Origin of the sequence: Herpetosiphon sp. NSE202 (genome assembly GCF_042688385.1) — a bacterium.
Taxonomy (GTDB): Bacteria; Chloroflexota; Chloroflexia; order Chloroflexales; family Herpetosiphonaceae; genus Herpetosiphon.
On sequence record NZ_JBHUPY010000011.1, the window covers coordinates 19,854 to 33,854 of the forward strand.

Annotated in this window: 13 protein-coding genes; all 13 read left to right on the plus strand. The window is 51.9% G+C overall.

Translation table 11 applies throughout. The features are described from left to right. Positions 1-7: 7 nt before the first annotated feature. Positions 8-2,830, plus strand: a complete 2,823-nt coding sequence (locus tag ACFMKP_RS13425) for a glycosyltransferase family 39 protein (RefSeq protein WP_382292490.1) — start codon at positions 8-10, stop codon at positions 2,828-2,830. A gap of 112 nt (positions 2,831-2,942) precedes the next feature. Further along, positions 2,943-4,175 (plus strand): glycosyltransferase, encoded by a 1,233-nt coding sequence (locus ACFMKP_RS13430; protein WP_382292491.1) that lies wholly within the window; start codon positions 2,943-2,945, stop codon positions 4,173-4,175. Positions 4,176-4,258: 83 nt separating this feature from the next. Next, positions 4,259-5,575 carry a nucleotide sugar dehydrogenase gene (locus ACFMKP_RS13435; protein ID WP_382292492.1) on the plus strand — a complete coding sequence of 439 codons (1,317 nt, stop codon included), beginning with the start codon at positions 4,259-4,261 and terminating at the stop codon, positions 5,573-5,575. Positions 5,576-6,234: 659 nt separating this feature from the next. After that, positions 6,235-7,002 (plus strand): 30S ribosomal protein S2, encoded by a 768-nt coding sequence (gene rpsB / locus ACFMKP_RS13440; RefSeq protein WP_110519027.1) that lies wholly within the window; start codon positions 6,235-6,237, stop codon positions 7,000-7,002. Positions 7,003-7,124: 122 nt separating this feature from the next. Continuing rightward, positions 7,125-7,709, plus strand: a complete 585-nt coding sequence (tsf, locus tag ACFMKP_RS13445) for a translation elongation factor Ts (RefSeq protein WP_239583929.1) — start codon at positions 7,125-7,127, stop codon at positions 7,707-7,709. 155 nt (positions 7,710-7,864) lie between these two features. Next, positions 7,865-8,611, plus strand: coding sequence for a UMP kinase (gene pyrH, locus ACFMKP_RS13450; RefSeq protein WP_204756580.1), 747 nt, complete (start codon positions 7,865-7,867; stop codon positions 8,609-8,611). 28 nt (positions 8,612-8,639) lie between these two features. Beyond that, positions 8,640-9,200 carry a ribosome recycling factor gene (gene frr / locus ACFMKP_RS13455; RefSeq protein WP_110519021.1) on the plus strand — a complete coding sequence of 187 codons (561 nt, stop codon included), beginning with the start codon at positions 8,640-8,642 and terminating at the stop codon, positions 9,198-9,200. A 294-nt stretch (positions 9,201-9,494) separates the two neighbouring features. Continuing rightward, positions 9,495-10,646, plus strand: a complete 1,152-nt coding sequence (locus tag ACFMKP_RS13460; protein WP_382292493.1) for an ABC transporter substrate-binding protein — start codon at positions 9,495-9,497, stop codon at positions 10,644-10,646. A gap of 62 nt (positions 10,647-10,708) precedes the next feature. Continuing rightward, complete coding sequence (locus ACFMKP_RS13465; protein ID WP_382292494.1) at positions 10,709-11,191, plus strand: GNAT family N-acetyltransferase; 483 nt, start codon at positions 10,709-10,711, stop codon at positions 11,189-11,191. A gap of 17 nt (positions 11,192-11,208) precedes the next feature. Next, the gene (locus ACFMKP_RS13470; RefSeq protein ID WP_382292495.1) at positions 11,209-11,721 is read left to right on the plus strand and encodes a phage tail protein; all 513 of its coding nucleotides are present in this window, start codon (positions 11,209-11,211) and stop codon (positions 11,719-11,721) included. 53 nt (positions 11,722-11,774) lie between these two features. Further along, positions 11,775-12,290, plus strand: a complete 516-nt coding sequence (locus ACFMKP_RS13475; protein ID WP_382292496.1) for a phage tail protein — start codon at positions 11,775-11,777, stop codon at positions 12,288-12,290. Between the two features lie 42 nt (positions 12,291-12,332). Next, positions 12,333-12,830, plus strand: a complete 498-nt coding sequence (locus ACFMKP_RS13480) for a phage tail protein (protein ID WP_382292497.1) — start codon at positions 12,333-12,335, stop codon at positions 12,828-12,830. A gap of 21 nt (positions 12,831-12,851) precedes the next feature. Beyond that, a complete protein-coding gene (locus tag ACFMKP_RS13485) occupies positions 12,852-13,973 on the plus strand; it encodes an ABC transporter substrate-binding protein (RefSeq protein WP_382292498.1) in 1,122 nt (373 codons plus the stop codon). The last annotated feature ends 28 nt before the right edge of the window (positions 13,974-14,001 follow it).

Sequence of the window (14,001 nt, forward strand, 5' to 3'; positions counted from 1 at the left end):
GGCTGGCTTGATACAACACTGGTGGCAACGCCGCGCTGCATGGTCGCTGCGTCAATGGATCATTACAATCGCAAGTGTGTTGCTGATAGCACTTGGGCTTTTAACGGCACTCTATCAGTTGCCAACTCAGGTGCGGATTGCCAGCGATGGGCTGGGCGATCAGCCTTTTTTGGTTTCTAGCGAGGCACTTGGCCAAGCAGCAACCGATCTTGGTACCGTTTTCCCCGATGAACTCGATGCCAGCGGCAATCGTTTTCGCTGGACACGTGGCAGCACGCAAATTCAAATTCCAGCGCTTGGCACAAACAGCAGCTATAGCTTGGCGCTTGATCTGGTTGGCTGGCCCGACGATGTGTTGCGCAGCGACCTGCGCCAACCATTCGTGCATGTGCTGGTCAATCAACAAGTTATCGGCGTGTTTGAGGCCCAAAGCCAACGTACAATCTATCAATTAAGCACCCCAGCGCTCAGCCAAAGCAACTTAGAGCTTGAATTGCGGCTCAGCGATAGCCTTCAGCAACTCCCAACCTTGGATAATACTGCCACCTTTACTGGCACAACCCTCTACCCCAGCGACCGCCGCCCGCATGGCTTGCGCTTGTATGGCGTGAGTGCTACGAGCAACAGCGTTGGCCTGAATTTGCCTGCTTGGAGCCTGATTTGGCGCATGGCCGTAGCCTTGGGCTTGCTGGTTTTGGCTGGCTGGCAGAGCGTGCGGGCGCGCTGGCCGCTGTTTTTGCTCAGCTTGGTTTTGGTGGCTTTTTGGCTGAATTTAGCCTATTTTGCCCGCCACTGGCTCCAACCATCGTTTGAGCTTGTGTTGCTCAGCGTGGGTTTGCAAGCGCTCTGGAATGCACGCCAACTGCTGATTGATGGCTGGTTGCATTTCCGCGAGCGGCTGAGCCAACATTTCGATTATGGGCTGGGCTTCGCGGCGATTATTGGCTTGCTGGCGCTCAGTTGGCCGCCACTGAAACAGGCAGCAAATACCTGGCTGCCCAAAGCTCGAATGTACGATCCTGGGGCGATTATTGTGGTGTCGTTGGCGGTGGCAAGTTTGTTTATCGTCGCCTTCTACTGGGGCGATTTCAATCGCATGCTCGATCGCCTCAATCGACGCTTGCGCACCCGCCAAGGCTTGGGCTGGGCGGTGCTTGGCGTGCTGGTTGGGGTTTGGCTGCTCTATAGTTGGAGCGTGATTCGCCAAATCAATTACCTTGGCAACGCCGATTACTCGGATAATGGCGTGGTGGCCCGCAATTTGGTCGCTGGCCGTGGCTGGGTTGTTGATTATGTCACCCAGTTTTTCAGGCTCTATCCTAATGGCAGCGTGACGCGGGTGCAAGAAACATGGCCTATGTTGCAGCCAGTTTGGATTGCGCCGTTTTTTGCTTTGTTTGGGCCAGAACCATGGGCCGCCAAAATTCCCAATCTGATCTTTTTTAGTTTGCTTTCGATGTTGGTCTACCACATTGCCCGCCAATTATGGGATACACGAGTTGGCTTGATCGCGGTGCTGCTGGTGTTGATCAATCGGCATATGTTTCGCTTGATGATCTATAGCACTTCGGATTTGGCGTTTGTGCTGTTTTACGCTGCGGCAATTTGGTTGCTCTGGCGTAGCCTTGTGACCCACAGCAAAGAGCGCTTGCTTGGCTCGGGCTTAATCATTGGGCTGATGTGTTGGCAAAAAACCAGCGCAGTAATTGTGGCAATTGGCATGGGCTTGTGGCTGATTTGGCGTTTGTGGCAGGTCGACGATCGCTGGAAAGCCTATCGCACAGCAGCATTGTGGTGGGTTTTGCCAGCGGTTTTGGTCTTTGCGCCCTACATCGCGCGCAACCTCCACGAGTTTGGCAAGCCTGCTTTTTCGACCGAAAGCTACGACGCGTGGATCATCGGCTACACAAATTTCGATTCGATCTACAATATCTACACCAACGAGCAAGGCTTGCCGGGCAGCAATGGCCTGCCTGAGCCAAGCTGGATTTTGCGTTGGGGCTATCAAAAAACCTTTGATAAAATTGGCAATCAATTTGAAGCCACCCGCAACTACCTGTTACCAGCCAGTCCGGCCTTGGGCATGTTGAGCGGGCGCGGCAATTTGATGGGCAACAACGATCAGGGTGTAAATGGCAAGCCCTATGTTTGGTTGATGTTGGGCGCATGGCTGAGTTTAATTGGCTTGCTGGCAGCCCGCCGCCAACAAGCAAGCCTGATGGCCTTGGTTGCAGCTAGTTTTGCGCCCTATATCGTGTTTTTGGCATTCTATTGGCACGCCGACGAAGAACGCTATTTTGTGCCGTTAGTGCCGTTTTTGGCTTTGCTGGCAGCAGGCGCATTGGTGGCGATTCACGATGCCATCGCTCGTTGCTGGAATCAGCGCGGGCGGCCTTTGGCCTTGGTGGTTGCTGGCTATTTGCTGGTTTTGGCGCTTACGCCTGGCTGGGTCGAGGCCGCCAATAAAAGCGCGACCGTGGTTGGCAGCGAATACGCCGAGTGGCAGCCTGATTTGCAGGCCTTTGAATGGTTGCGCCAAAACACACCACCAGAGGCAGTGGTGATGACCCGCGTGCCGTGGCAGCTGAATTTCCATGCTGAACGGGCTGCGGTGATGAACCCAAATGTAGCCGATTTGAACGTAATCAAACAGGTTGCAACGTATTACAAAGCCTCGTTTATCGTGGTCAATGCTGTGCAAAACAACAAAGATCAAGCCCAAATTGGCTTAGGTCACTTGCTCAGAGGCGAGGAACTAGCAGGCTTTAAGTTACGGGCCAGTTTTGCGGGGCCAAAAAACCGCACAGTCTACATCTATGAAATTCAATAACGCCAGTTTGCTGGAGCCAAAACTGGCGCGCCAAGGTTCGACTCCAAGCTTGAATTCATCATCATACGAGGCTATAGCGTTGGCTACTAGCTTATGAGCGAATAGTGATTGTATGCGCATACTCATGATTGCGTCGTCGTTTCCCAAATATCCCGGTGAGATGACTGCGCCCTTTATCGAAGAAATTGCCGCCGCCGTGGTCGAGCGTGGCCACGAGGTGCACATGCTCTTGCCTGAGCATCCCGAATTAAAACGCGGCGCTGTGGTTCGGGGCATCAAGCTGCATCGCTATCGCTATGCGCCGCATCCGAGCTTGAGTGTTTGGGGCTATGCTGGAGCCTTGCATAATGATGTGCAGATGCGCAATGCAGCATTTTTGGTTGCTCCCTTGGCGGTTGCTTCAGCGTGGCGCAGCATGGCGCAGCTCACCAAACACCAACCTTTTGATCTGATTCATGGTCATTGGGCGATTCCAAATGGCTTTCCTGCTTGGCTCTTGGCTCGCCAGCGCAAATTGCCGTTGATTATCAGCACCCATGGTTCTGATGTTTCGGTCGCTGAACGCAGCGCGCCAACTGGCTGGATCAATACAGCGATTATGCGCTATGCCTCGGCAGTCACCGCGCCATCGAGCGATTTAACCACCCGTGCGGCGGCGTTGGGCGCTGAACCAGGCAAATTGCATGTGCTACCCTATTGTGTCGATGCCCACGATTTTCAGCCAGATGCTGCGGCGGGCGCGGCCTTTCGCCACCAGCACGGGCTGGATGACAGCACGCCATTGTTATTTACGGTCGGGCGCATGGTCGAGAAAAAAGGCTTTAATTATTTGGTGCAAGCCTTCGCCAGCGTGTTGGCCCAGCATCCAACTGCCAAATTGATGATTGGTGGCTATGGCCCAGGTTTGGAGCAATTGCAGGCCCAAGTTGCTGAATTAGGGCTGGGCGCGAGTGTGCTGTTTCCCGGGGCAATTGGCCACGATGCAATTAACAGTGCCTTGAATGCAGCAACGATCTTTGTGCTGCCGTCGGTGCGCGACCGTAGCGGCAACGTCGATGGTTTGCCCAATACCTTGCTCGAAGCCATGGGCGCTGGACGGCCAATTGTGGCCAGCAAGATTGCCGGTGTGCCAGCGGTCATCACAGCGGGCGAACATGGCGTGCTTGTGCCACCAGCCCAGCCCCAAGCACTTAGTGCGGCAATCATCGATTTACTCAATCAACCACAACGAGCGGCGATGCTCGGCGCAACGGCGCGCTTGCGAGTTGAACATGAACTAACATGGAATCGCTATGCAGAGCGACTTGAACGGCTATATGCAGCGGCGCTCAAAGCAACTGCTTAACATCATTGTAGCGCTGAGCCTGCTTGGCGCATGGTTTTCAGTTTCGCATAGATGCAAATCTATGAAACAATAAAGGATTTAGCGTGAGTACCTTTGCAGATTTACGCAGCGCGATCGAAACACGGCGTGCTCAAGTTGGGGTTATCGGCATGGGCTATGTTGGCTTGCCAATGTTGGCCCGCGCTGGCAATGTTGGGTTTAATGTGCTTGGCTTCGATATTAGCGTCGAACGCATCGCCAGTATCAACAATGGCGTGAGCTACATCGGCGATGTGCCAAGCAGCGATTTGGCTGCGCTGCGCAATAATAATTTGATCGAGGCAACCGCCCAGTTTGAGCGCTTGCGTGATTGCGACATTATTATTATTTGTATGCCCACCCCGCTCAACGAAGCCCGCGACCCTGATATGAGCTACATCGAGGCGGCAACCAACGAGATTGCCGAACGCCTGCGCCCCGGTCAATTAATTATTCTCGAAAGCACAACCTACCCGGGCACAACCGTTGAGGTTTTGAAGCCAGCCTTCGATGCCTGCAACTTAACGGTTGGCGAAGATTACTTTTTGGCCTTCTCGCCAGAACGAATCGATCCCGGCTCGGTTAATTTCAAAGTCCACAATATTCCCAAGGTTGTTGGTGGGGTTACGCCACAGTGCAACGAACTGACCTCGTTGTTCTATGGGCATATCGTTTCGGCGGTAACCGAGGTTTCGTCGCCAGCAGCCGCCGAAATGACCAAGCTGTTCGAGAATATTTTCCGCAACGTCAACATTGCCTTGGTCAACGAATTAACCTTGATTTGTGACCGAATGGGCTTGAATGTCTGGGAAATTATCGATGCAGCAGCGACCAAGCCCTTTGGGTTTATGCGCTTCACGCCAGGCCCGGGCTTGGGCGGCCATTGTATTCCGCTTGATCCCTTCTACTTGGCGTGGAAGGCACGTCACTACGATATTTCGGCGCGCTTTATTGAGCTAGCAGGCGAAATCAACTTGACCATGCCGCGCTTTGTGCGCGATCGCATTAGCCATGCCTTGAACGACCAAGAGCGCAGCATCAAAGGCTCGACGATTGTGCTGCTGGGCGTGGCCTACAAAAAAGACATCGACGACTACCGCGAATCACCAATCTTCAAAGTGATGGATTTGCTGGCGGCTGATGGGGCAAATGTCTATTGTTGCGATCCGCATGTAACCGTATTTTATGATCACCATAATCATGAATACCAAACCGTGCCCTTGAGCGATGAACTACTGCAACAAGCCCATTGTAGCGTGATTATCACCGACCACAGTGCTTTTGATTATGCCAACATCGTTGCCCAAAGCAAAGTTGTGGTTGATACCCGCAATGCCACCCGCGAAGTCAAAACCCACCGCGAAAAAATTCGCCTGTTGTAGCCGAGTTTTTAACCACGAAGGACACGAAGAGCACGAAGTAAGGCTTTTGGCTAGCGGAGCGACCGTCCCCTCACCCCCAACCCCTCTCCCGTTGGACGGGCGAGGGGCTTAATCTGGTGGTTTTCGCATGATCCGTGGTCATCTATGGGTGCTCCCCTCGCCCGCGTTCAGTGGGAGAGGGGCTGGGGGTGAGGGCATGCACCGCAGTGCCAATTCAACAAACCAATAAGGCCAGAGGCTATAGGCTGAAGGCTTTTGGCTAGCGGAGATTGGTTTGAAATCCAACAATTGTTCCGCTAGCCAAAAGCCCATAGCCACATCTTTTCATCCTTTATCCTTTTGACTTCTGACTTTTGCCTTTTTATTTTATGTTCTATGTTCTATGTTCTATATTCTCGCTTCATCCCTCATCCTTCATCCTTTTGACTTTTGATTTTATGTTCTATGCTCTTTGTTCTTGCTTCTGACTTCTGCCTTTTGCCTTTTGATTTTAACTCCTAGTCGTGCTATACTAATCGACGGTGTGCCAGCCTTGGGCTGGTCGCTAGTGACGCACGTCGTCTGCATGGCACCGCTCCTGCCGATCCTATGGGTGATTGGTTCAGTGCTGGAATAATTGCGGCGGCGGAGGAAAACATTATTTTGTAAGGAGTCATCCCTTGACCGACACAACTACCAACCGTGTAGTGTCGCTGAAGGCCCTGCTTGAAGCAGGTGTTCACTTCGGCCACCAAACCAAGCGCTGGAACCCCAAAATGCGTCCGTTTATTTTCACGGATCGCAATGGGATTCACATTATTGATTTGCAACAAACTGTTACCACGTTGCAAAGCGCTTATCGCTTTGTAGCCGATGCAGTTGCTGGCGGCGGCAAGGTGCTTTTCGTAGGCACCAAGAAGCAAGCTCAAGAAGCTGTGCGCGACGAAGCTACCCGCTCAAATCAATTGTATGTAACCCAACGCTGGATGGGTGGTCTGTTGACCAACTTCTCAACGATCAAAAGCCGCTTGAAATTCTTGCACGACTTGGAAGCGCGCCGCGACCGTGGTGAATTCAACTTGGTTACCAAGGCTGAAGCACTGAAGTTGGAAGACGAAATCGTCAAATTGAACCGCGTATTCGGCGGGATCAAAACGATGGAACGCTTGCCAGCAGCTATGTTCGTGATCGACCCCCACAAAGAAACCTTGGCGATTAGCGAAGCTAAGAAGCTGGGGATTCCGGTGGTGGCAATGGTTGATACCAACTGCGATCCCGATCCAATCGATTACCCAATCCCATCAAACGACGATGCGATTCGCGCTATCCGCCTGATGGCTGGCAAAATTGCCGACGCAGCGTTGGAAGGCCAAAACCGCCGTCAATCACAACATGTCGAAGAACGTGCTTTGGCCGAACAAACCAAGTACGAAGAAGACGCATTCTAGGCCGAGGTCATTCCGGCCTGCGCTCGCGAATGCCGTCCTAGTATCGATAGACACCCGAACCCCGGACGAGCAACAATGCTCGTCCGTTTTTACAACAAGGAGAATACCCTGTGAGCATCTCGATGGATCAAGTCAAGGAACTTCGCGAACGTACCGGTGCTGGCATCCTCGACTGCAAAAAAGCATTGACGGATACCAGCGGCGACGTTGACGCTGCAATCAAAATCTTGCGCGAAAAAGGCTTGGCTGCCGCCGCCAAGAAATCATCACGGGATGCCAGCGACGGTCGGGTTGAAGTTTACGTGCACCCAGGCAATAAAGTTGTTGCTATCGTGGAAGTAAACTGCGAAACCGACTTCGTGGCCAAAACCGACGATTTCAAAAAATTGGCTTACGATTTGGCCTTGCACGTTGCTGCAACCAACCCAGCCTATGTCAACCGCGAAGATGTGCCTGAAGCAGAAGTCGAGCGCGAACGCGAAATCTTGCGCCAACAAAATGTCGACAGCGGCAAGCCTGCCAACATTGTTGAAAAAATTGTTGAAGGTCGCATCGAGAAATTCTATGGCGAAATCGTCTTGCTCGAACAAGAATTCGTCAAAGATCCAAGCGTCAAAATCAAAGATTTGGTGCAAGAAGCGATTGCAAAATTGGGCGAAAACATCGTCGTACGCCGCTTCAGCCGCTTTGAAGTTGGCAGCAACTAAACAGTGCGACGATTGGCGCAACCCAATCTATGCACTCTCAACCGTCGTTTGTGGATTGTACTCAATCCGCAGGCGGCGGTTTTTTTCTGAAATCACGCAGGTGTCTGTTTCTTCCTTGCTTTTGACCTTTTGACTTTCACTTGGAGGGTTCTGGTATGCAACCACGCTATAAACGGGTTTTGCTCAAGCTCAGCGGCGAAGCTTTGGCTGGCGATGGCAAAACCAATATTTCGCCTGACGTGTTAAACTATATGTCAGCCGAAATTAAGCGATTGTTGGCGCATGGGGTGCAAGTGGCAATTGTGCTTGGCGGCGGCAATATCTGGCGTGGTGGACCAGCAATCAAAGCTGGCATGGAACCACCCCAAGCCCACTACATGGGTATGCTTGCAACCATTATCAATGCCTTGGCCTTGCAAGATGCGCTCGAGCGCAACGGCATGCAAACGCGGGCCATGACAGCCATTAAAATGGATGAAGTCGCTGAATCGTACATTCGACGGCGAGCGGTGCGACATATGGAAAAAGGGCGGGTGGTCATTTTGGCCGCTGGCACCGGCAATCCCTATTTCACCACCGATTCGGGCGCTGCCTTACGCGCCGCCGAACTCGATGCCGATGTGATTCTGATGGCCAAAAATCGGGTTGATGGGGTGTATAGCGCTGACCCACGCACCAACCCCAGCGCAACCAAATTTGACCATATCACCTATTTTGATGCCCTGACCCGTGGCTTAACGATTATGGACAGTACGGCGCTGACCTTTTGCATGGATAATAACTTGCCTATCATTGTATTCAGCCTCGATACCCCAGGCAATTTGGAACGAATTGTGCTAGGTGAGCAGGTTGGAACTTTGATTAGCAATGCCAGTACTGAAGCCCCCGCTACCTCTGCGTAGCGCTAGCCAACTACAAGGAGTTTTTTGTATGACAGTTAAAGATGTCTTACGCGATGCCGAAGCCAAAATGAAAAAGAGCATCGATTCGTTGCGCCATACCCTTGGCGCTGTGCGTACTGGCCGCGCTTCTCCCGCCTTGGTCGAAGATTTGAAGGTTGAATATTATGGCGCTGAAATGCCACTCAACCAATTGGCCAATATCGCCACCCCAGAATCACGCATGCTGACGATTCAACCCTACGACCAAGGCGCGATCAAGGCAATCGAAAAGGCCATTCAAAATTCAGAGTTGGGCATCAACCCCAGCAACGATGGCCGCGTCATTCGCTTGGCAATTCCTCAGTTGACCCAAGAACGCCGCAAGGAGTTGGTCAAACAGGTCAAAGCCAAAATCGAAGATGGCAAAGTGGCAATTCGCAATGTTCGCCGCGAAGCCCAAGATGCTATCCGCAAATTGCAACAAGATAAGGCCATCTCGGAAGATGACGAGCGCCGTGGCCAAGAAGATTTGCAAAAATTGACCGACCGCTTCCAAAAAGAGGTCGAAACGATCGGCGCTACTAAAGAAGCCGAGGTCATGGAAGTCTAGGACTTGTGGTTTTGGCATCGTTACGAGTGGGCCTAGCAGAACTAGGCCCAGCCGTTTTGGCCAAACTGCCTATTCAAGCCTCAAAATTGGCCTGAGCTAAGTGTAAGGTTTGCTTTATCCAAGGCTCATTTCACCACCGCACCCCCATGCGGTGGTTTTTAATCTTTTATCTATCAGCCTAGGTACTATATCCTCCTATGACCTTTGACCTATAAGGGTTTTAAAAGGCTATGGTATGCTTTTGGCGCATTGCCCGATCCACAGCAAAAACTTAATACAATTGAGGATGCCACCATGTCCGATCAAGATCACAATCAAGCCATCAATCGGCGGCAGTTTCTCAAGTTGGGCGCTATCTCAGGGGTGCTTGCCAGCATGCCCGAATTAGCGGCTGCCAGCGAGAGAAGCCTTATTCGGCAACGAGAGCCAGAGGTAATGCAGGTTGGCCTGTGTCTGCCCACGCAACTGCATAGTCAGCATGCAGTTCAGGAATTATTGCTCGGTTTGCAGTTCGCCAGCGCACAAGCAGTGGTGCCCTTCACGTTTAAATTTCAAGCCCCCCAAACGATCGATCAAATTCTGAGCACCAAAACGACAGCAACCCGTTGGTTGAGCCTTGGCACGCCCTTGGGCTTGCAAATGCTCAGCGAAAGTTTGCCTCAACAAACGATCATTGCAGCCTCGCTCGGCGAACATTTTGCGGTTGCCAATCCCAGCCCTAATCTGGTGATCAATAGTTTTGGCATGGCCGATGCTGCTTGGCAAAGCGCGGTTTGGGCCAGCCAGCAACGTGGCAAACGGGCGCTTATTCTGCGCTCAACAACCCTCAGCGGCTATGATTGCACATGGGGCTTTGAACAGGGCTTGTTGGCTGGTGGAGCACAGCTCATTGCCGACTTTAACGTCAATGCGCAGGCCAATTTCGACGAGCTAGCTGCCAAAGTCGCCAGCCTCAACCCCGATCTGGTCTATTTGGCATTGAACGCCGCCGAATCGCAGCAGTGGTGGCATAGCTTTACCCAGAGCAGCAAAGCGCTGTGGATTACCTCCAACCCAACCCTTGAGCCAAACCTCGCTCAACGCTTGCGCAAACAAGGCCTCGAATTGGCCTATGCAGGCGGCTGGAATCCATCCACGCAGCAAGCATTTCGCGAAGCATTTAGCAAAACCTATGGCACGGAGCCAAGCCAACATCACGCCTTAGGCTACGATACGGCCTTGTTAATTGCCAGCACCACGGCAAGCGCGAAAGCTACCAGCTACATAGGCTTGCGTGGCCCAACCAGCATCGATCGCTTCCAAACGACCAATGCGCCAACCTATCTACACTTCTTAGTCAGCCAAAAACGCCAAGCAGCGCCAATCAGTTTTGCGGCGCTTGATCAAGCCCAGGTTCAACAACAGCTTACTGCTATTCGCAGCGGCATAACCCAACCCTATGTTTAATCACGGCTAAAGCTGCGGTTCGCTTAATACGCTAGAGTTTGGTGTGCTGAAGGAGATCACCGATGATTGGATTAGCAGCCCCGCTGAGCTTGCGGACAGTGACTCCGAAGGATGAGTCGCTGCTGCTTAATTTGTATGCCTCGACGCGCGCCGCCGAAATGGCCCGCGTCGATTGGGATGATCTGCGCAAAGCTGAGTTTATCAGCATGCAATATCATGCTCAGCACACCCACTATCTGCAACACTACCCCGATGCGAGCTTTCAAATTATTCAACACAAACAGCAAGCAATTGGCGACTGGTACACATTTCAAAGTTCAAGCCTGATGCGCGTTTTAGATATAACGATCTTGCCACAGTTTCGCGGGCGTGGCATCGGGAGCAAATTGCTTGAATTGTTTTTGGCCCAAGCCAAAGCCAGCCAACGTCCTGTTCGCTTGTATGTCTATAAAGAAAATCTGCGCGTAAGTGCTTGGTACAAACGCTTGGGATTTCAAGCTATCGGTGGCTTGAGTATGTACACCGAAATGGAATGGCGGCCTTAGTTTTTGGAGGATCGCACATGGCGCAACCCTATGTTGGTGAGATTCGGATGTTTGGTGGCAATTTTGCCCCCATAGGCTGGGCACTTTGCAATGGCCAAATATTAGCAATCTCAGAGAACGAAACCCTGTTTCAATTAATTGGCACAACCTACGGGGGCAATGGCCAATCGACTTTTGCCTTGCCCGATTTGCGTGGGCGCTTGCCGATTCATCAAGGTAATGGCTTTATTTTGGCCGAAACTGGTGGTGTTGAAGAAGTCACGCTGACGGTTTCGCAAATGCCAGCTCATACTCATATTCCCTTGGCTAGCGCAAACAATGGCACGACCAATATTCCCCAAAGTGCAATTTGGGCCAAAGCAGGCTCGACAAATTTGTATGTTGCTGGCGCAACCCAAGGCGATCTTACGCCCTTTGCCGCCAATACGATTAGCCCAGTTGGCGGCTCGCAGCCGCATACCAATATGTCACCCTACTTGTGTATCAATTTTATTATTTCGTTGTTTGGGATCTTCCCATCGCAAACCTAGGCGAAAAATTTGGACTTGAATCGTTAAGTAGTTGTAGTTGTTGAGGTACTTGTATGGCCGACCCATTTGTGGCTGAAATTCGCATCGTCCCGTTTAATTTTGCGCCAGTCGGTTGGGCTTTTTGCAATGGCCAATTATTGCCGCTTTCACAAAACACTGCTTTGTTTTCGCTCTTGGGCACAACCTATGGCGGCAATGGCAGAAGCAACTTTGCCCTGCCCGATTTACAAGGTCGGTCGCCCATGCATCCCGGCCAAGGGCCAGGCTTGAGCTTGCACGACCTCGGCGAAACTGGCGGCTCGGAAACGGTCAGCTTATTACAAAGCGAAATTCCTAGCCATAGTCATCAACTCAATTATGTAGGCATCAATGGCAATAATGCCAATCCGGTTGGCAATGTTTTAGGTGCGCCAGAAACAACCGATGCCTTTCGAATTACGCCTGATACAACCCTATCGCCACAAGAGCTTTCGCTGACTGGCGGCGATCAGCCGCACAATAATCTCCAGCCCTATCTGACCCTGAATTTTATTATTGCCTTGCAGGGGGTCTTCCCGCCCCGTGGCTAAGCTCGAACGCGTGCATACAGCTAGTTAGAGGATGACACTGTTATGGCAGAACCATTTTTATCAGAGATTCGGCTATTCTCGTTCGACTTTCCTCCCAAAGGTTGGGCCTGGTGTAACGGCCAACTCTTGCCAATCAACCAAAATCAGGCTCTCTTTTCATTGTTAGGCACAACTTATGGTGGCGATGGCCGCGTCAATTTTGCCTTGCCCGATCTACGCGGACGCGTGCCTGTGCATTTTGACAGTAGCTTTACTTTAGGCCAACGTGGCGGCGAGCAAGCGCATACGCTTTCAATTAGCGAACTGCCAACCCATACCCATACTGTTGCGGCCTCAAACCAACCAGCCAATAGCGGCAGTGGTTATCCGCCAGCCCGTTCAAGCGGGGTTAACGGCTATACCAGCGCAGGCCCAACTGGAACCATGAACGCCTTGAGTGTTGGCAATATTGGCGGTAGCCAAGCCCACCTGAATATGGCTCCTTTTTTGACAATTAATTTTTGTATTGCCTTACAAGGCATCTTTCCGTCGCAAACTTAATCTGGTTGAGGTTTTAACCCTATGAACTATCAGCGTTTGGGCATTGGCATGCTCTTGCCCTTGGCAGCCGATCGCAGCCCAATTGACGAAGCATTTGAGCATGGCTTACGCAGCGCGCTTGCAGCGAGCGTCCAAACGGGCACAATCGGCGATCTTCAACTCTATAGCGAAACAGTTGGGGCGAGCGCAATGATGCTTGAGCAAAAAATTCAACAGCTGCTCAGCAATCGCCATGTCGATGTGTTGGTACTTTGGCTGCAAACTGGCTTAATCGAATATATTACGCCATTTTTGGCACGCATGCCCCGCCCAACGCTGGTAGTCAATCTTGGCGAAAATATTCCGCGCACCAGCGAACAGCATTCGTGGATTATTCAACACAGTTTGGGCTTATGGCAAGCACACTATGCCTTAGGCCGATGGGCGGCCGAACATTTGGGGCATACTACAATCCATGCACTGAGCCACTACGATAGCGGCTACGATTTGCATTATGCGCTTGTAACAGGCTTTGAGCAAGCAGGCGGCGAGCCAGTAGGCCACTACCTGAGCCATGTTCCGCCCGATCGCGGCAATTTTGCGCCGCTTTGGAATTATTTGGCAGAAACCCCTAGCGAGCTGCTCTTTTATACGGCATGCGGCCCAGAAGCAAAACAATTTTTAGCAGCGTGGAGCGATAGCCCGTTTGTCGGCAAGCGCCAGTTAGTCGTTAGCCCAATGACCTGGCTTGCAATCGAGCCTGAGTTACGCACCAAGCTAGCCCTAACGACATGTTTGCCATGGCATCCAAACGAACTTCCAGCTGCCCATGAGCAACCTTTTGCAACCCTAGCTCAGCTTTTAGGAACCGAGGCTGGGGCGTGGTTGGCGCAAGCGTTGCCCGAAGCAACCAGCGCCGATGATCAAATGGTTGTGCAGGCACTTGCCAAGGTCGCATGGTCAACCTCACGTGGCCCAATTCAACGCTATTCAAACCAACAAACGAGTGTGCCCAAGCTCTATCTGGTTCAAACGCATCCAACCGATCAAACCAGCAATCAAGTGCTTGAACTTGAGCAAGCGGCACTTGATCTTCGCCCACTGCAAAGCAGCATCGAACAAGCGCCGCGCAGTGGCTGGCTCAACTCCTATTTGTGTGTCTGACGAAGGTAACCAAACAGAAAGGTATCCC

Excerpts from the sequence above, each read along its gene's own strand:
- ACFMKP_RS13430 (WP_382292491.1), top strand. The coding sequence starts at position 2,943 with ATGCGCATACTCATGATTGCGTCGTCGTTTCCCAAATATCCCGGTGAG.
- tsf (WP_239583929.1), top strand. The coding sequence starts at position 7,125 with ATGGATCAAGTCAAGGAACTTCGCGAACGTACCGGTGCTGGCATCCTC.
- pyrH (WP_204756580.1), top strand. The coding sequence starts at position 7,865 with ATGCAACCACGCTATAAACGGGTTTTGCTCAAGCTCAGCGGCGAAGCT.
- frr (WP_110519021.1), top strand. The coding sequence starts at position 8,640 with ATGACAGTTAAAGATGTCTTACGCGATGCCGAAGCCAAAATGAAAAAG.
- ACFMKP_RS13460 (WP_382292493.1), top strand. The coding sequence starts at position 9,495 with ATGTCCGATCAAGATCACAATCAAGCCATCAATCGGCGGCAGTTTCTC.
- ACFMKP_RS13465 (WP_382292494.1), top strand. The coding sequence starts at position 10,709 with ATGATTGGATTAGCAGCCCCGCTGAGCTTGCGGACAGTGACTCCGAAG.
- ACFMKP_RS13470 (WP_382292495.1), top strand. The coding sequence starts at position 11,209 with ATGGCGCAACCCTATGTTGGTGAGATTCGGATGTTTGGTGGCAATTTT.
- ACFMKP_RS13475 (WP_382292496.1), top strand. The coding sequence starts at position 11,775 with ATGGCCGACCCATTTGTGGCTGAAATTCGCATCGTCCCGTTTAATTTT.
- ACFMKP_RS13480 (WP_382292497.1), top strand. The coding sequence starts at position 12,333 with ATGGCAGAACCATTTTTATCAGAGATTCGGCTATTCTCGTTCGACTTT.
- ACFMKP_RS13485 (WP_382292498.1), top strand. The coding sequence starts at position 12,852 with ATGAACTATCAGCGTTTGGGCATTGGCATGCTCTTGCCCTTGGCAGCC.